This window comes from Amycolatopsis regifaucium (genome assembly GCF_001613935.1).
Taxonomy (GTDB): Bacteria; Actinomycetota; Actinomycetes; order Mycobacteriales; family Pseudonocardiaceae; genus Amycolatopsis; species Amycolatopsis regifaucium.
The window spans coordinates 136576-153801 of the sequence record NZ_LQCI01000051.1; the positions used below are offsets into that span (position 1 = coordinate 136576).

The 17226-nt window shown below is 68.8% G+C and carries 15 protein-coding genes; 7 read left to right on the forward strand and 8 right to left on the reverse strand.

Annotated features, from left to right (window positions below):
* Window positions 1–49 precede the first annotated feature (49 nt).
* Window positions 50–2344: an excinuclease ABC subunit UvrA gene (locus AVL48_RS34640; RefSeq protein ID WP_244162334.1), complete on the forward strand. Its 2295-nt coding sequence runs from the start codon at window positions 50–52 to the stop codon at window positions 2342–2344.
* Between the two features lie 280 nt (window positions 2345–2624).
* Here AVL48_RS34640 and yidC read toward each other — a convergent pair whose 3' ends face one another.
* Both yidC and AVL48_RS34650 read right to left on the reverse strand, forming a co-directional pair.
* On the reverse strand, window positions 2625–3464 hold the full coding sequence (gene yidC / locus AVL48_RS34645; protein WP_061987676.1) for a membrane protein insertase YidC: 840 nt from the start codon (window positions 3462–3464) through the stop codon (window positions 2625–2627).
* 67 nt (window positions 3465–3531) lie between these two features.
* Window positions 3532–3888, reverse strand: a complete 357-nt coding sequence (locus AVL48_RS34650) for a DUF6412 domain-containing protein (protein WP_061987674.1) — start codon at window positions 3886–3888, stop codon at window positions 3532–3534.
* Between the two features lie 98 nt (window positions 3889–3986).
* Here AVL48_RS34650 and AVL48_RS34655 point away from each other — a divergent pair, with 98 nt between their 5' ends.
* The 3 genes from AVL48_RS34655 (at window position 3987) to AVL48_RS34665 (ending at window position 8141) form a co-directional block, all read left to right on the forward strand.
* On the forward strand, window positions 3987–5606 hold the full coding sequence (locus AVL48_RS34655) for an ABC-F family ATP-binding cassette domain-containing protein (protein ID WP_061987672.1): 1620 nt from the start codon (window positions 3987–3989) through the stop codon (window positions 5604–5606).
* 98 nt (window positions 5607–5704) lie between these two features.
* The gene (locus AVL48_RS34660) at window positions 5705–6718 is read left to right on the forward strand and encodes a YdcF family protein (protein ID WP_061987670.1); all 1014 of its coding nucleotides are present in this window, start codon (window positions 5705–5707) and stop codon (window positions 6716–6718) included.
* 598 nt (window positions 6719–7316) lie between these two features.
* Window positions 7317–8141: a class I SAM-dependent methyltransferase gene (locus tag AVL48_RS34665; protein ID WP_061987668.1), complete on the forward strand. Its 825-nt coding sequence runs from the start codon at window positions 7317–7319 to the stop codon at window positions 8139–8141.
* 4 nt (window positions 8142–8145) lie between these two features.
* Here the strand turns inward: AVL48_RS34665 and AVL48_RS34670 are convergent, their stop codons facing one another.
* Entirely contained in the window at window positions 8146–9747 is a 1602-nt protein-coding gene (locus tag AVL48_RS34670) for an ABC-F family ATP-binding cassette domain-containing protein (RefSeq protein ID WP_063816579.1), read from the reverse strand.
* Window positions 9748–10136: 389 nt separating this feature from the next.
* Between AVL48_RS34670 and AVL48_RS34675 the strand changes: the two genes are divergently transcribed.
* Window positions 10137–10967: a DUF2382 domain-containing protein gene (locus AVL48_RS34675; RefSeq protein WP_061987666.1), complete on the forward strand. Its 831-nt coding sequence runs from the start codon at window positions 10137–10139 to the stop codon at window positions 10965–10967.
* A gap of 85 nt (window positions 10968–11052) precedes the next feature.
* Entirely contained in the window at window positions 11053–11358 is a 306-nt protein-coding gene (locus tag AVL48_RS34680) for a hypothetical protein (protein WP_244162333.1), read from the forward strand.
* Between the two features lie 3 nt (window positions 11359–11361).
* Here the strand turns inward: AVL48_RS34680 and AVL48_RS34685 are convergent, their stop codons facing one another.
* On the reverse strand, window positions 11362–12336 hold the full coding sequence (locus tag AVL48_RS34685; RefSeq protein ID WP_143104932.1) for a TerC/Alx family metal homeostasis membrane protein: 975 nt from the start codon (window positions 12334–12336) through the stop codon (window positions 11362–11364).
* 208 nt (window positions 12337–12544) lie between these two features.
* Window positions 12545–13348: an LLM class flavin-dependent oxidoreductase gene (locus AVL48_RS34690; RefSeq protein ID WP_061987664.1), complete on the reverse strand. Its 804-nt coding sequence runs from the start codon at window positions 13346–13348 to the stop codon at window positions 12545–12547.
* Window positions 13349–13630: 282 nt separating this feature from the next.
* On the opposite strand from AVL48_RS34690, the gene AVL48_RS34695 reads away from it, so the two are divergent.
* Window positions 13631–14065, forward strand: a complete 435-nt coding sequence (locus AVL48_RS34695) for an SRPBCC domain-containing protein (RefSeq protein WP_061987662.1) — start codon at window positions 13631–13633, stop codon at window positions 14063–14065.
* Here the strand turns inward: AVL48_RS34695 and AVL48_RS34700 are convergent.
* From AVL48_RS34700 to AVL48_RS34710, 3 genes are read right to left on the reverse strand one after another with little or no spacing between them, the layout of a single operon-like run.
* Window positions 14049–15296 carry a glycosyltransferase gene (locus tag AVL48_RS34700; protein WP_061987660.1) on the reverse strand — a complete coding sequence of 416 codons (1248 nt, stop codon included), beginning with the start codon at window positions 15294–15296 and terminating at the stop codon, window positions 14049–14051. The two genes, AVL48_RS34695 and AVL48_RS34700, sit on opposite strands and share 17 nt — an antisense overlap.
* Window positions 15293–16126, reverse strand: a complete 834-nt coding sequence (locus AVL48_RS34705; protein WP_061987658.1) for an SDR family NAD(P)-dependent oxidoreductase — start codon at window positions 16124–16126, stop codon at window positions 15293–15295. Before AVL48_RS34705 ends, AVL48_RS34700 begins: the two co-directional genes overlap by 4 nt.
* Window positions 16123–17169 (reverse strand): alpha/beta hydrolase, encoded by a 1047-nt coding sequence (locus tag AVL48_RS34710; RefSeq protein WP_061987656.1) that lies wholly within the window; start codon window positions 17167–17169, stop codon window positions 16123–16125. Before AVL48_RS34710 ends, AVL48_RS34705 begins: the two co-directional genes overlap by 4 nt.
* Window positions 17170–17226: the final 57 nt, after the last annotated feature.

Here is a 17226-nt window from a genome sequence, read left to right on the forward strand (position 1 = left end):
CGAATAATTGTGGCCGTAAACCGGCCACATCTCATCGTAGCCTGACATCATGTCGGAAGATCCAGGAATTCAGACCGAGCGCGGCCGGTGGATCACGGTGGAGGGCGCCAGGACGCACAACCTTCGCGACGTGTCGGTCCGGGTGCCGAAACACCGGCTGACGGTGTTCACCGGCGTTTCGGGCTCGGGCAAGTCGTCGCTGGCGTTCGACACGATCGCGGCCGAAGCCGAGCGCCTGGTGACCGGGACCTATCCCGCTTTCGTGCGGAACCGGCTCCCGCAGCATCCGCCGCCCGACGTCGACCGGATCGACGGACTGCTCTTCACCACGATCGTCGACCAACGGCGCTTCACCGGGAACGCGCGATCGACGGTGGGTACGGCGAGCGACATCGCCCCGCTGCTGCGCCTGTTGTTCTCGCGGCTCGGGCAGCCGAGCGCCGGGTTCACGCCCGCCTATTCGTTCAACGATCCGAGCGGGATGTGCCCGCGCTGCGAAGGACTCGGCGTGGTCGACGACATCGACCTCGACCGGCTGCTCGACCGGTCGCGAAGCCTGCGCGAGGGAGCCGTGCGCTTCCCGACCTTCGCTCCGGGGACCTACCGATGGAAGCGGCTCGTCCACTCCGGACTCGTCGACCCGGATGTCCCGGTGGGACGCTTGCCGTCGGCGAAGGTCGAAACCCTGCTGTACGCCGAAGGACTCCCCCTCGACAATCCCGGGCCCGACTATCCCCAGCACGGCGTCTTCGACGGCATCGTCCCTCGGCTGCGGGATTCGTACCTGCGCAAGACGCCGTCCCGCCTCACCGCCGAAGAACAGGAAGGGCTCGCCGAAGTCGTCACCCGCAGCACCTGCCCGGACTGTGGGGGGACCCGCCTCGCCGAAGCCGCGAGGAAGAGCCTGATCGACGGGCGGTCCATCGCGGACTGGTCGGCGCTGCCGGTCAGCGAACTGCGTGCCGTCGTCGCGGCCGTCCGCGATCCGGCCGTGGCACCCTTGCTGCAGGCCATCCGGGAACGCCTCGACGCACTGGATTCCGTCGGCCTCGGCTATCTCAGCCTGTCCCGGGAATCACGGACGCTCTCCGGCGGCGAGGCGCAGCGCGTCAAGATCGTCCGCCATCTCGGCAGCGCGCTCAGCGACGTCTGCTACGTGTTCGACGAGCCCAGCACGGGTCTTCACCCGCACGACGTACACCGGCTCCTCGAACTGCTGGCGAAGCTGCGCGACGCGCACAACACGATCCTCGTGGTCGAACATCACCCCGCCGTCATCACGGCCGCCGACCACGTCATCGACCTCGGGCCGGGCGGTGGCACCGAAGGCGGTCACGTCCAGTTCGAAGGCACCCCCGGCGACCTCACCGCGACCGGCACCGAAACCGGGCGTGTCCTCCGCGCCCCGCTCCACTTCCGGAAGCGCGTCCGCGTGGCCAAGGGAACCGTGACGATCTCCGGCGCCCGCAGTCACAACCTGCGTGACGTCACCGTCGACGTGCCGCTCGGTGTCCTGACCGTCGTCTCGGGGGTCGCCGGTTCCGGCAAGAGCACGCTGATCGCGGGTGAACTCCCCCGGCAGCATCCCGAATTCGTCGTCGTCGAGCAGGCTCCGCTGCGCGGCGGCATCCGGTCCACCCCCGCCACGGTGCTCGGCGTCGCCGAACCCGTCCGCGAAGCCTTCGGCAAGGCCACCGGGCTCCATCCGTCGTTGTTCAGCCCGAACGGCCGTGGGGCCTGCCCCGTCTGCAAGGGGAAGGGCGTCATCATCACCGACCTGGCTTTCCTCGACGACGTCCAAACCGCGTGCGACGCGTGCGGCGGCACCCGGTTCAACTCCGACGCGCTCGCCGCGCGCTTGAACGGCCGCACCATCGCCGACGTCCTGGCGATGAACCCGGCGGACGCCGCCGCCCTGTTCGGCGAGCGGTCGCCGATCGCGCGGCGGTTGCACTGGCTGGACCGGGTCGGTCTCGGCTACCTGACGATCGGGCAAAGCCTCGACACGTTGTCCGGCGGCGAACGGCAGCGCCTCCTCCTCGCCCGCCACCTCGCCGACGCGGGCCCCGCCGACGACCTGCGCCTTGTCCTCGACGAGCCCACCGCCGGACTGCACGGCAGCGACGTCGACCGGCTGCTCGCCCTCTGCGACGACCTCGTGGACGACGGCGCGACCCTCGTCCTGATCGAACACAACCAACGGGTGATCGCGCACGCCGACCATGTCATCGACATCGGTCCCGGCGCGGGTTTCGACGGCGGGACGGTCGTGTTCGAAGGCACCCCGTCGGCTCTGGCCGAGGATGCCGTGTCGCTCACCGGCCGCCACCTGCGGATTCGCTGAACGCGTTCCCGGCGCCTCGCGGCGCCGGGAACACCCACCCGCCCGGGAACAGTTCCCGGGCAGAGCGAGATGATTCCCCATCGCGCTTTGCCCGACACGCCGGTACCGAACAGTTCTTAGGCCGATTTCCCGCCACGGCGCCTTCGGGCGCCTCTGCCTTTTCGGACAACGTCGCAACGCGGAACAGGCAGTATCGCCGCGGTTTGGGGCGGAATGGCTTCCGGCAGGGTGTCGGCTTCTCCGGAACCGTGCGGGTGTACGAAGTCCACATCTGGTGACCTCAGCCCCGCCGGGGCTTCTGTCCGGGGCGCGGGGCGGTCGCCTTGGGCTTCACGACCACCCGCGCCGCCTCTTCCCGGTCAAGCACCTTGGTGAGGAAATGCTGCTGCCCCAGCGTCCACACGTTGGTGGCCAGGAAGTACAGCAGGACCCCGATGGGGACCGGGAAGAACGATCCCGAGACCAGCATCCCGAGCGGCGCCAGGTACATCATCAGCTTGGTGATCCCCGCGGCCTGCGGAGCGGCCGAGGTCTGCCTGTTCAGGCTCGAGCGCATCGAGAAGAACGTGGCCAGGCCGGCGACCAGCATCAGCGGTATCCCGACGGCGAACATATCGGTGTGGTCCGTGCCGAACGCGGCCAGCTCCGCCGCCGGTTGCGAAAGCCAGTTGCCGAGTTTCGCGCCGAACACTCCGGCGTTCAAGAAGGATTCGACCTCGGCGCGGTCGAAAACGTGATTCGACCGGGCGCCAGGGGTGAAGTCGCGCAGTACCCAGTACAGCGACAGGAACACCGGCAGCTGGACCAGCGCCGGGAGGCAGCCGGCCAGCGGACTCGAGCCGTTGTCGGCGTGGAGTTTCTGGATCTCCTTCGCCATGCGCTGGCGATCCTTGCCGTACTTTTCCTGGATTTTCCGCAGCTGCGGGGCGAGCGCTTGCGTGCGACGTCCCGCGCGCAGCGCGCTGAGGGCTGGTTTGACCAGTAGCAGGCGCAGGGTGAAGACGAGGAACGCGATGGACAGCACCCAGGCCGCGCCGGAACCGGGACTCAAGAACGCGCCGAAAACCTTGTGCCAGAACCAGAGAATGGCGGAAACAGGGTACAGAAAGACATCGAACATGACCGGGTCACTCCGTCGTTTGAAGGTGTGGGCAGGAGTGACTGCCTCACCTTCGAACAAGGAGAAGTCAGGCAGCCACGATGCCCCGTGACGGAGCCCGTGGCCGGACGCGGCCGCGCGCGTCGGGATCGCGCAGACTCAGGAACAGCTGAGCGCGTTCGCGCAGGCTGATGGCGCGCACTTTCATCGCCGCGGCCGCTGGTTCCAGGCTGAAGTGCGCGGCGAGCGCGAGCAGGATGACGGCGAGCGACGCGGACAGGGTGGCGGCCAGCCCCAGCGGGTTGGCGACCGCGACCGACGCTGTCAGCGCGGTGGCCAGGCTCAGCGGGTTGGCTCCGCTGACGACCGGGAGGACGACGAACAACTCCGGCAGGAACAGCGCGAGCATCAGCTTGAACCGCGCACCGAAGAGGGTTCGTTCCACGTCGTCGACATTACCGAAGAAACCGATATTGCGTTGCGGGGCCTCCTCCGGCGAAGGCAGTCTGTCGAAGTTCGCGCACCGACAGTCGGGACAGCACCATGGGCCATGTGGAAGTCGCACACGTCGAGTACCACCTGCCCGACGGGCGGCTGCTCCTCGGCGACGTGTCGTTCCGGGTCGGCGAGGGCAGCGTCTGCGCGCTCGTCGGCGCCAACGGCGCGGGCAAGACGACTTTGCTGCGCTTGATCTCGGGCGAACTTGAACCCGACGGCGGCTCGGTGACCATCAGCGGCGGGCTCGGGGTGATGCCCCAGTTCGTCGGCTCGGTGCGCGACGAACGGACCGTGCGGGATCTGCTCGTCTCGGTGTCACCGGAGGCGCTGCGCACCGCGGCCCGCGCGGTCGACGAGGCCGAAGTCGCGTTGATGGAACGCGATGACGAAGCGGCCCAAATGGCCTACGCCCAGGCTCTCGCCGATTGGGGCGACGCTCGCGGCTACGAAGCCGAAGTCGTATGGGACAAGTGCACGACGGCGGCGCTGAACCTCCCGTATGAGAAGGCACGTTGGCGGGAGGTCCGAACTCTCTCCGGCGGCGAGCAGAAGCGGCTGGTCCTGGAGGCGCTGCTGCTCGGCGGATCCGGCGTTCTCCTGCTCGACGAGCCGGACAACTATCTCGACGTCCCCGGCAAACAATGGCTGGAAGAGCGGCTGCGCGAGACCTCGAAGACCGTGCTGTTCGTTTCCCACGACCGGGAACTGCTGGCGCGGGCGGCGAAGAAGATCATCAGCGTCGAGCCCGGACCCGACGGCGGAGATGTCTGGGTGCACGGTGGCGGCTTCGACACTTATCATCGGGCCCGCGCGGAGCGTTTCGAACGCTTCGAGGAGCTACGCCGCCGCTGGGACGAAAAGCACGCCCAGCTCAAGAAACTCGTCGCCGACCTGCGCCAGTACGCCGCACGCAGCGACGAGATGGCGTCGCGTTATCGCGCCGCGCAGACGCGGCTGCGCAAATTCGAGGAGGCGGGTCCGCCCGCCAGTCCCCCGCGCGAGCAGAAGATCACCATGCGCCTGCGCGGTGGCCGGACCGGCGTGCGCGCCGTCACCTGCGAAAACCTCGAACTCCGCGGCTTGATGAAACCTTTCGACCTGGAGATCTTCTACGGCGAACGGGTCGCGGTGCTCGGCTCGAACGGCTCCGGCAAATCGCACTTCCTGCGGCTGCTGGCGGGTGAGGACGTCGCGCACGACGGGCGGTGGAAGCTCGGCGCCCGGGTCGTCCCCGGTCACTTCGCGCAGACGCACGCCCATCCCGAACTGCTCGGGCGCACCCTCGTCGACATCCTCTGGACCGACCACGCGCGGAGTCGCGGACCGGCGATGAACATCCTGCGCCGCTACGAACTCGACGGGCAGGGTGACCAGCGGTTCGAAAAGCTGTCCGGCGGCCAGCAGGCGCGCTTCCAGATCCTGTTGCTGGAGATCGGCGGCGCCACCATCCTGCTGCTGGACGAGCCGACCGACAACCTCGACCTCGCGTCGGCGGAAGCGTTGCAGCTGGCGCTGGAGTCCTACGAGGGGACGACGGTGGCGGTGACGCACGACCGGTGGTTCGCGCGGTCGTTCGACCGTTACCTCGTGTTCGGCACCGACGGGAAGGTGCGGGAGACGGCCGAGCCGGTGTGGGACGAGCGGCCCGTACAGCGGGTTCGGTGAGTCTCAAAGCGGGCGTGGCCGCGGTGTGATTCAATGCCGCCGCACCGCGTGCCGACCCGCCGGAGACCACCCGGCATCATTCGAAGGCTGGAGTTCTCGTGAGGGCCGCCGCAATTCCCTTCGCCATCGCGGCCGTGTGCTGTGTGGCGTTCCTGGTGAGCTTTCTCCGCGACCGGCGCCGGCTGCGCAACGGCTTCTATCTTTTCTTCGCGCTCCTGTTCCTCGGCGTGACGCTCATCGCGCTGCTCGCCTCCGTGTCACCCGAGGCGGCGGGCATGGTCGCGGTCGGCGTGCTCCTGCTGATGGTGCCCACTGCCCTCGCGTTGACGGTCTTCCTGATCTGCAACGGCATCACCATGCTCCGCCGTGAGGGGCGCAGGCCCGCCAACATCCTGTCACTGCTGACCGGGATCGGGATCTGCGCGCTGATCGCGTTCAACGCGACCGTCACACAACTGGCCTGGGAACCCCTCGACATCCTCCGCAGCAGCCTCAACGGGATCGTCGTCTACGTTTCGTTCCTCTTCGTCTGCTTTCTGCTGTACTCGATCGTCTACGGCCGCATCGGCACCAAGAAGGGCGTGGACTTCGTGGTCGTCCTCGGCTCGGGTCTGCTGGACGGGCACCGGGTGCCGCCGCTGCTGGCGAGCCGTCTCAAGCGGGCCGAACGCGTCGTGGACAGCGAGGCCCGTCGCGGCGGGGAGCCGATGGTGGTCACCTCGGGCGGGCAGGGGCCCGACGAGGACCTGCCGGAATCCCACGCCATGGCCGATTACCTGGTCGAGGCCGGGCTGCCGCGGGAACGGATCCTGGTGGAGGACCGGTCGACGACGACGTTCGAGAATCTCACCTTCAGCGCCGAAATCATGAGGCAGCGGAAGCCGGGCTACCGGTGCACGGTGGTCACGAACAACTTCCACGTCCTCCGCGCCGCCCTCATCGCCCGCCGGGCAGAGGTGAACGGCCAGGTCGTCGGTTCACCGACGGCCTGGTACTTCTGGCCGAGCGCTACCATCCGCGAGTTCGTGGCCATCCTGGTCGATCACAAGATCAAGAATCTGGTCATCTGCGGGTTGATCGTCCTTTCCCAGGTCTCGCGCGCCTTCCACTGAGGGACTGTGTTCGCGTCCGGGGGTCCACAAAGGACCTTTTCCAGGGAAACATGTGTCTGATTGATGACTCTGTGTCCGTTTCCAGGCGGGGTCGTGAGGGGTAAAGAGGGTTAGAGCGACCCCTCTTAGGTACCTACTCGTCACCTGCGGTCTTGCTCGCGTGAAGTACATGATGGCCCCCTTCCTTGCGCTAGACGCAGTGAAGGGGGCCTTCACGTACTGGGGAAAGGTGGACCTGCAGTTGTGCAGCTCGTGCCGACCGACCGGACCGGTCACTACCGGGCTCACCCGCCGCAGGTACCTGAAACCCCTTGGCCAGAAGGCTCATTAACACTCACGACCCCTGGCAAAACCGCGCAAAATCCCCAAAGCGGGCGCCACACTCGCAAGATGTGTCCTTTTTGGACATTTGAGTAGGGGTCCGGTCATCCAGGAGTCCGCTCCCGGCACGGCCAGTGTTGCCCTCGTTGTCAGCTCACCGAAAAACACCCCCGACTAGAACGCTCATCACCACTCACGACACCATGGATGGAAGCGACATGACAAATCCCGGATCGTCATTTGACACCACGGTTTTCCCCGGGCCATCGTCCTGCGGATGAGCGCTTACACCCGGCAGGCGATGGCGCTGCTGTTCGACCGGACGGCGAAGACCTACGACGCCCTCGGCGTGGACTTCTTCGGCGCGTTCGCCAAGGAACTGCTCGACCGGGTCGGGCTCGTCCCCGGCCAGCGGGTACTGGACGTCGGCTGCGGACGCGGCGCGGTGCTGTTCCCCGCCGCCGAGCGGGTCGGTTCGGGCGGTTCGGTCCTGGGCATCGACCTGTCCTCCGCGATGGTCGAGCGCACCACGAAGGACATCGAAGACCGCCGGTTGGCCAACGCCTCGGTTTCCCTGATGGACGCCCAAGAACCGACGTTGACCGACGCCGATTTCGATGTGGTTCTCGCGTCCTTCGTGGTGTTCTTCCTGCCGGATCCGGTCGCCGGGCTGCGGTCATGGCATCGCCTGCTCAAAGCGGGCGGCCGGATGGGCGTGACCACGTTCGGCGGCGACGACCCCCGGTGGGCGGGCGTGCGCGAGGTGTTCAAACCGTTCGTGTCACCGGAACTGGCCTGGACTTTGGCCGTCCGAGCGGGTCTGTTCGCCACCGTCGAGGGATTCGACCAGGTCGTGGAGTCGGCGGGCTTCACCGGTGTCACGTCGGTGGAACGCGTCTATCCGGTGAAGTTCGCCGATCCCTCGCGGTGGATCACCTGGTCCTGGTCGCACGGCCAGCGGATGTTCTGGGAACTGGTGCCCGAAGACCGCCTGGACACCGTCCGCCGCGCCGTGCTCGCGGAGCTGGAGCCGCTGCGCGAACCCGACGGGAGCGTGGTGCTGGCGCAGACCGTGCGCTACACCATCGCCCACCGCGGTTGACGGCTCAGAGCGCGAGCCGCGGCCAGGATGCCGTGTCGCGTGACAACCGCCGGTCGTGCGTGGCGATCACCACCGCGGCCGGGGTGTTCCCGAGCGCGGCGGTCAGTTCGTCGACGAGCGTGGCGGAAAGGTGGTTGGTCGGCTCGTCCAGCAGCACGACGTGCGGACGGCGGGCCAGCACGAGTGCCAGGTCCAACCGCCGTCTTGCCCCGACCGACAGTTCGCCCACCGGCCGGTGCCGGTCGTATCCGCTGAGCAGGCCGAGTTCACCCAGCCCCGGGCCCGGGCTCCCGGCCCTGGCGAGCTGTTCGTCGTACAGTTCCATCGCCGTACGCCTGTCCGGCAATTCGGATTCCTGGCCCAGCCGGCCGATCCGCGCCGACCGGGACCGGACGACCGTGCCCGTACTCGGCTCCAGGTCTCCGGCCAGCACGCTCAGCAGCGTCGATTTGCCCGTGCCGTTGGCTCCGGTGACCACCAGCCGGTCACCGCTTTCCAGCACCAGATCGACCGGCCGCGCGAGCCGGCCGGTCACCGTCACCCCGGCCGCCAGGAGCAAGGTGGCGCCGCGGCGTTCCGGTAGCTCAGGCATGACGAACCGGGCGGGCGGCGGCGGGACGGCGACCACGTGTTCGGCCAGCTCCTCCTGCCGCCGGTGGACCGCCCGGACCAGCCCGGGCGCGCGGGTGGCGCGAACGTGCCTGCCGGTGCCCTTGGGTGGCCGCCAGTTGTCGCGCAACCGGTTTCGCGCGGCGGACAGGTCGTCGGCGAGCCGTTGCCGTTCGGCGAGCTGTTCGGCGTGCGACGCCTCCCAGCGAGCACGTTCGGCCCGGCGAGCCTCGACGTAGGCGGTGTAGCCACCGCCGTAGACCCGCGGCCTGCCGTCACTCGACGGGTCGAGATCGAGCACCGTGGTGGCCACGTCCGCGAGCAACGCCCGATCGTGACTCACCAGGACGACCACGCCGGGATAGGCGCGCAGCCGCTCGGTGAGGTGATCGAGCCCGGCGGCGTCGAGGTGGTTGGTCGGTTCGTCGAGCAGCAGCACGGCATGCCCGGCCCCGAGCAGGCAGGCGAGCCGCACCCGGTGGCGCTGTCCCACCGACAGCGTCCCGAGCGGACGATCGCGGTCGTCGACGGCGTTCAGGGCGGCCAGCGACACCTCGACCCGCCGGTCGGCGTCCCACGCGTCGAGGGCCTCGGCGTCCGCGAGTGCCTCGGCGAAAGCGTCGTCGGCGCCGGGGCGGGCATCGGTGAGCGCTTCGGTGGCGGCCTCCAGCCGAGCCAGTGCCCTGCGGACGGTGGCCAGTTCGAGGTCGATCAGGTCGCCGACGGTGTCGGTGACACCGAGCGGGATCTGCTGGTCGGCGACCCCGGCCGACCCCGCCCGGTGTACTTCGCCACGGTCGGCGGCCAGCTCGCCGGCGAGTACCCGGAGCAGGGTGGTCTTGCCCCGCCCGTTCTCCCCGACGATGGCGACCCGGTCACCGGCGGCGGCGACGAGGTCGACCCCGGAGAGCACGGGTCGTCCGCCGAACGAGAGGTGGACGCCGGACAGGCGGACGTGCGCAGCGCGCAGCGGCGCGGGCGAAAGAGGGGATGACATGAAGGAACTGCCTCCGGTCAAAAGTGATGAGCAGGAAGAACGAACTCCGGTACCGCGGCTCGCGGTACCGGTGGAGGCGTCGTTCCTCAGAGGAACAGCAGTTGCTGCATCACGATCACGAGAATAGGACAAGCCGCGGAGACAGCGCATCCGGTTTTCGGAAGACGTCCGGCCGGAGATCACACCTTCGCGCCAACCCGGCACCCGCCGATCACCGCGCGGATACCCGCCTCCACCTGCCACGGCACGCCGGACGTAGCCAGTACGCCCGGCTTCAAACCCCCACTTTCCGGGGTCACCCACAGGGACATCACAACGGTTGCCATGATCACTTTCCCGGCCGACGGTGGGCTTCTCAGCAGCAACATCGTTCGGGAGGAGCAGGATCGATGGCGAAGACCATGCAGCCGCAGGAACTCATCGACAGTGCCGTGGTCGACCCGACGGGCACCAAGCTCGGGAAGGTCGGCAACGTTTACCTCGCGGATGCGACGCACCAGCCGGAATGGATCACGGTCAAGACAGGGCTGTTCGGCACCAAGGAGAGTTTCGTCCCGCTCTCGGGCGCGCACACGGACGAGGACGGCGTGCACGTCCGCGTCGACAAGGAGGCGGTCTCGGAGGCACCTCGCATCGAGGCCGATGGCCACCTGTCCGTGGAGGAGAGCGCGCAGCTTTACAAGCATTACGGGTTGCCGATGCCGCGGACGTCCCCGGACGGCCGGATGGACGACCGGGCGCAGGGCCGGGGTCGCGGCGGAATGGACGCGGGCGCCGGGGGCGCCATGGGCGGTACCGGTCGCGGCAAGCCCGGAATGAACGCGCGGACCGGCGAGAAGGACCGCGACGCCGAGCGCACCATGACACGCTCCGAGGAACGGCTGAAGGTCGGCACCGAGCAGGTCGAGACCGGCCACGTCCGGCTGCGCAAGTACGTCGTCACCGAAGAGCAGCAGGTCACCGTGCCGGTCAGCCACGAAGAAGTGCGGATCGAACGCGAACCGATCACGAACTCGGGTGGCGAACGGGTCGAGATCGGTGAAGCCGAGCAGGATGTCGTGCTGCATGCCGAGAAACCGGTGGTGAGCAAGGAAACCGTGCCGGTCGAGCGGGCGAGGCTCAAGACCGAGACCGTCACCGAGGACCAGACGGTTTCCGGCAAGGTCCGCAAGGAGCAGTTCGAGGTCACCGATGACGAGAGCAAGCACCGCAAGTCCTGATCCCGGACACCGGGGGCGGCCCGCGAAACCGGGCCGCCCCCTGGGATCAGCGGGTTCGGAGGCCCCCACGACACCGCCGTCCACAATGGACACTCCCGCGCCTCCGACGGACGTGCCGTCGTCGAGCAGCACTCCGCCCGGGCCGAACGACCTGATCCTCGACCGGCCGAGCGTGCAGCCCGGCGACCGGCTGTCGGCGACCGGGAAGGGCTGTGTGCCCGGCAAGGCCGTCACCCTGACCTCGGACGGCAAACGCGTCGGGAGCGCCTACGCCGACGGCACCGGTACCGTCGAGCAGGTCGTGACCAGCTCGTCCGGCGGGCACAGCGGAACACTCGTGGTGCTGGTGTTCTTCGTCCTGGCCGGGATCACCGTGCTGCGTTTCCCCTGACGGCTACTCCCTCTCCGCCGTGGCCGTCTCCCGGCGGCGTGCGCGCAGGCTGGTGAACGTGACGGTGGCGAGCACGACGACGATCACGGCCAGCGAGAGCGGGGTGGGCACCTCCGGCACACCCGGCCAGATCCCGTGCGCCCAATGCAGCACCAGCTTCACCCCGATGAAGGCGAGAATGATCGCGAGACCGTGGTTGAGGTGCACGAGCTTCGCCAGCGCCGAACGCAGCACGAAGTAGAGGGCACGCAGGCCGAGCAAGGCGAAGGCGTTGGTGGCGAACACGAGGTACGGGTCTTCGGTGATGCCGTAGACCGCGGGCACCGAATCGACGGCGAAGACGACGTCGGTGGCGAAGACCGCGACCGCCACCACGGCCAGTGGCGTGAGGGCCCGGCGACCGTGCACGCGGACGGTCAGGCTGGCACCGCGGTATTCGTCCGTGACCGGCATCAGTTTGCGCAGCAGACGAACCGACCGCAACTGGGAGAGATCCCGTTCGGCGTCACCGCCGGACATGGCCTCACGCAGAATCTTGACCGCCGAGGCGAACAGGACCAGCCCGAACACGAGGAACGCCCAGGTGCCCGCCGCCAGCATCGCGGCACCGGCGGCGATGAAGACGCCGCGGAGCACCAGTGCGCCGACGATGCCGTAGAGCAGCACGCGTTGCTGTACGGCGGGCGGGACCGCGAAGGCGGCGAGCAGCAACATGAACACGAACAGGTTGTCCACCGACAAGGACTTCTCGACCACGAAGCCCGTCATGAACTCGACCGCCGGGCGGCTGCCGAAATCGAGCCACAACCACAGCCCGAAGAAGACGGGGAGCGCGAGGTAGAACACCGACCACCCGACGGCCTCCCGCATCGACACCTCGTGCGGACGGCGGGTGACCACGAAATCGGCGACGAGCAGCCCCAGCAGGACCACGATACTGATCGACCACAGCCATACCGAGCCCACGGATTCGGGCATCAAAGCCTCCTCGAACATCAAGTTCGAGGTCTCCTTCACCCACCGCGGGCGGCCTCCCGGGGACACCGGCGGAGTGTCCGTACTGACCGGGCAGACGCTTGGGAAGTACTCCCCTCACCGCCCAGTATTGATCAAGGCGGACTGAAAGTAAAGGGTTGTTAAAGGTGTCGGACGTGTTTCGAGCTTGACGCCGCAGCGCCAGGGGCGATCAGGCCGGACCGTCCCGCAGCACGCCGCGTACCGCGTCGGCGGACAGGTCGTCCCACGGGAATTCGGCCATCCACCAGGTCGCACCCGCCCGCTCGTACGGCGCGAGATCCGTACCCGCCGGGACACCGATCGCGAAGTCGTACCGCGTCTTGTCGTCGTCGCGCAGCGTGGTTATCGTCTCGACCGCCTCCGCGAACTCGTCCGCGTGCGGCAGGTTCACCGGGAAGAACCCGTCGTAGCGCGCGGCCCGGCGCATCGGCTTCCGCTTCCCGGGAAAGCCCGCAAGCCACACGGGGACGGGCCGCACGGGCCGGGGCAGGAAGGTGATGTCGTCGACCGTGTAATGCTTTCCGTGGTGCCGCACCGGCTCGCCGGTCCAGGCGGTGGTGAGGATCGCGAGCGACTCGTCCAGCATCTCGCCGCGTTTGCGATCGTCCAGCTCGTCACCGGTCTTCGAGAATTCCCCGCCGAACCGGTCACTGCCGAGTCCGGCGCCGAGAATCAGCCGCCCGCCGCTCAACCGGTCCAGCGTGGCCGTTTCGCGGGCGAGCTTGGCCGGGCGCCGACGCGCGAGCGGGGTGACCATCGGGCCGAAGAGGAGGTTTTCGGTGGCGGACGCGACGGCGGCGAGGGTGATCCACGGATCGGCGATCGCGCGCACCGGCTCGTTCCAGCGGATGTGGTCCCAGACGAACAGGCCGTGCCAGCCCGCTTCTTCGGCCTCGGCGGCGAGGCGCGCGATGATGACCGGGTCGGCCAGTTCGTCGAAGATCGGCAGCCAGAGTGCTGAGCGCAGGTTCATGCGTCGACCATACGAACGGTGTCGACCCTGTGGTGCCGGTTCGACCTACTCGGGCTTCAGTGTCCACAGAGGACACCAGCCGGTGATAGGTAGCGAAGGGAGCCTTCGCTACCTGGTTCCCGCGGGTGCAGTTATACGACTTCGAGACCTTCACGGACTTCCGAACTCGAGCCCCCGAACACTCGACGACTTGACAGCGCTCTCCGACGCACTACAGTTCAACCAACACGTTGATCAACCCACCGGTTGAATGAACCGAGGCCCGCGGAAGAGAATCGAACGATGACCGACCTGACGATCACGCGCCTTCTCGACGCTCCGCGCGAACTCGCCTTCCGGGTGTGGACCGATCCGGACCATCTCGCCCACTGGTGGGGCCCCGCCGGGTTCACCACCCGATCCTGCACGGTGAACCTCACCGAGGGCGGCCGCTGGCGCACCTGCATCAGCGACGGCGAGACCGAGCTGTGGGCCTCGGGCGTCTACCACGAGATCGTCCCGCCGGAACGGCTCGTCTTCAGTTTCGCCTGGGAGGAACCGGAAGGCGCGCGAGGGCACGACACCCTCGTCACCGTCGTCCTCGCCGACCGGGACGGCAAAACCGAGATGACCTTTCACCAAGAGATCTTCGAGACCGTGGCGGAACGCGATGACCACGTCGACGGCTGGCAGTCCTGCTTCGGCCGCCTCACCACCTATCTCACCGAACTCGACTGACGACGTCCCGCACCACTTCGCGGGCTCGCGCCACCCCGTCCTCTTCACGCAGCCGCGCGGCGACGTATTGCGCGCCGCGGCGGAACAGGAGATTGCCGGACAGCTCCAGCAGCCGCGCGGTCAACGAGTCCGCGGTGAGTTCACGGAAGGGCAGCGGCCGGGGTCCGGCGCCGAGACGCGACACCCGGTCGCCCCAGTAGGGCTGGTCGGAGAAGATCGGGCAGACCAGTGCCGGGACACCCGCGCGCAACGCCGCCGCGGTCGTGCCCGCGCCCCCGTGATGCACTACGGCCGCGGTGCGAGGGAAGAGCCACGCATGCGGCACGTCATGGACAGTCAGCAGATCGTCGTCGCCGAAGTCGAGGTCGGTACCGAGAAGACCGCGCAACCCGACCCTCCGCAGCGCGGTGCGGACGGCGGTGAACGCCCGTTCGGTCTCGGACGGCCGCATGCTGCCGAAGCCGACGTACACCGGCGGCGGTCCCGAGGCGAGGAAGTCCCGCAGACGCGGCTCCGGCCGCCAGCCGGCGGCGGTCTCGAGGAACCAGTACCCGGTGACGTGGACACGGGCGGGCCAGTCCTTCGGCCGGGGCACCACGGCGTCGGAAAACCCGCACAGCGCCGGGGTTTCCTTCCGCCGGGGCCCGCGCCATCCGGCAGGCGGGAGACCGAGCGACCGGCCACGCCAGCGGTCCACCTCGGGCCGCAACAGCTGCCAGGCGACGGTGTCGACGGCGTGATAGCTCAGCAGGCGTCCGCCCGGCCCGAGCCTGGCCGCCCACGGCAGCAGCGGATGCGCGAACGCCCGGGTCGGCACACTGGGCTGGTAGTGCAGTTCGACGTCGGGGACGCCGAGCGAAGCGCCGAGGTGCGCGCCGAGGAAGCCCAGCGTCGGGGCGAGTACGAGATCCGCCCCCTCCGCTCCTTTGTGGACATCTTCCAGCAGACGCTCCAGCACCGGCGCCAGAGCGCCGCGTAAACCTCGCAGGAACGTCGCCGGATTGCGACCGCCTTCCGTCCATTCGCGGCCGCCCGCCGAGCCGAGAACCTCACTGGGATCGGCCGAAAGGGGCGCGAAGTCCAAGCCGTATCCGGTCGCCAACGTCCGGAAGCGTTCCGCCGCCAGCACGCGAACACGGTCACCGTCGACGGCGAGGCCGCGCCCCAAGGCGATACACGGCTGGACATCGCCTCGCGAGCCCGGGGCGACGATGACGACGAGCCGGCTCACCGCTTCGCCGCCGTCAGCCGGTAGCGGAGCCGGAACGGCAGGTTCGCCAGCACGGCCGCGATCCGCGCGTCACGGCCGACCAGGTAGCGCGGCGCGGGGCGGCGGGCGGTCAGCGCGTGGACGACGACTCGCGCGGCCCGCTCGGGCGGCACCCCGGAGCGCGCCGAGCGTTCCGCGCTGCGTTCGGCCTCGTCCAGTTGGGACGCATACCTTTCCCGCGCGGCCTCCGGCAGCGCGGCCCGTACCTCTTCGGCCGCGGCGCGGGCGCGTGACCAGATCGCGGTGGCGACCGCGCCGGGTTCGACGAGGACGACGCCGATCCCGGACGGCGCCAGTTCGGCACGCAGGCTGTCGGTCAAACCGACCAAGGCGAACTTCGACGTGTGATAGGGCCCGACCATCGGCCCCGCTATCCGGCCGCCCATCGATCCGACCGTCACCACGCGGGCGGCGGACGCGGCGCGCAGCGCGGGCAGCATCGCCTGCGTGACGGCGAGCTGACCGGTGACGTTGACCTCCAACTGCTGCCGGAAATCGTCGAGCGGCACGTGTTCCAGCGGGCCGGGGCGGGCCATCCCGGCGTTGTTCACCAGTCCCCGCAACGGTCCCGCCGCCGCGACCTGCTCCCCGCACGCCGCGATCGACGCGGCGTCACGGAGATCCATCCGCAACACGGTGACCGCCTCGCCGTACGTTCGGGCGAGTTCGGTTTCGTCCGCGTCGGTGCGCACACCGGCCCAGACGTGCGCACCCGTTCGGACGAGTTCGGCCACGCAGGCCCGGCCGATCCCGCTGGAGGCTCCGGTGACCACAAAGGACGGACGCGTCACGATGCCTCCCCCGCCTTCACCGGCGCGGACAGCGCGCGCAGCATCCGCGGCCAGGTCTTGTGCAGCTGGTCCTGCCAGTACGCCCAGTGGTGCGTGCCCGGCCCGTAGAAGTCCGTCGTGACCGGGACGCCGAGCCGGTTCAGCCGGTCCGCCATCGCGGTGGTCTGACCCGAGCAGAGGAATTCGAGCAGCATCGCACCGGGCAGGACGTCGACCGGGAGCTTCCCGTCGAGCGGACCCGGCAGGCCGTTGCCCGTCGACAGGTACAACTCCGTGCCACGCAGACGGTCGGCGTTCACCAGTGGATCGTGCGCGTCCCACCGGGAAGCCTGTCGCCGCCGGTCACCCCAGAGCGCCTCGGGGTCCTGCCGGGCCGAAGCGACGATCGCGCTGGTCAGCAACTCGCCGTACCGGCCGGTGGGATTGAGGTTGCCACTGAACGAACCGGCGAACCGGAAGACCCCGGGCCGCCGGGCGGCGAGTTCCACCGCGCCGTAACCGCCGAGCGAAAGCCCGGCAGCCACCCGCCGTCCGTCTCCGCGATAGCCGCGGTCGATGAGCTGCGGGAGCTCGACGGCGGTGAAGGTCTCCCATTGATTGAGGACGACGTCCTTGCCGTAATTCCACCAGTCGGAATAAAACCCCGCGGAACCGGAACCCGGCATCACCACCAAGGCGCCGGAATCGTCGGCGAGCTTCCGGATGTCGGTGTTGGCGGTCCAGCCGCGGTAGTCCTGCAGTCGCGTCTCCCCGGCGAGCAGGTACACCGACGGCCACTTCCGGTCCGGTTCGGTGGCCCAGCCCGACGGCAGGATCAGCCGGACCATCGCGTAACTCCCGACGCCGACCGAGCGCACGGTGAGGTCCAGCATCCGGGGATCACCGTCCACAGTGGTCTGTGCCACGACGTGTGATCCGTCGTCGGCGCGGGCGTCCGGGAAACCGTTCTCCGCCCGCGCCGGGGCGGTGGCGACGCTCGGAAGCAAGCACGTCACCGCCGCCAGTACCGCGACGGCCCGCAGCCGCCTCGAAGTATCGCGCATACGTAATCCTTTGTCCCGGTCGCTCGATCGAATCCGAAAATGTGACGGCGATTACTC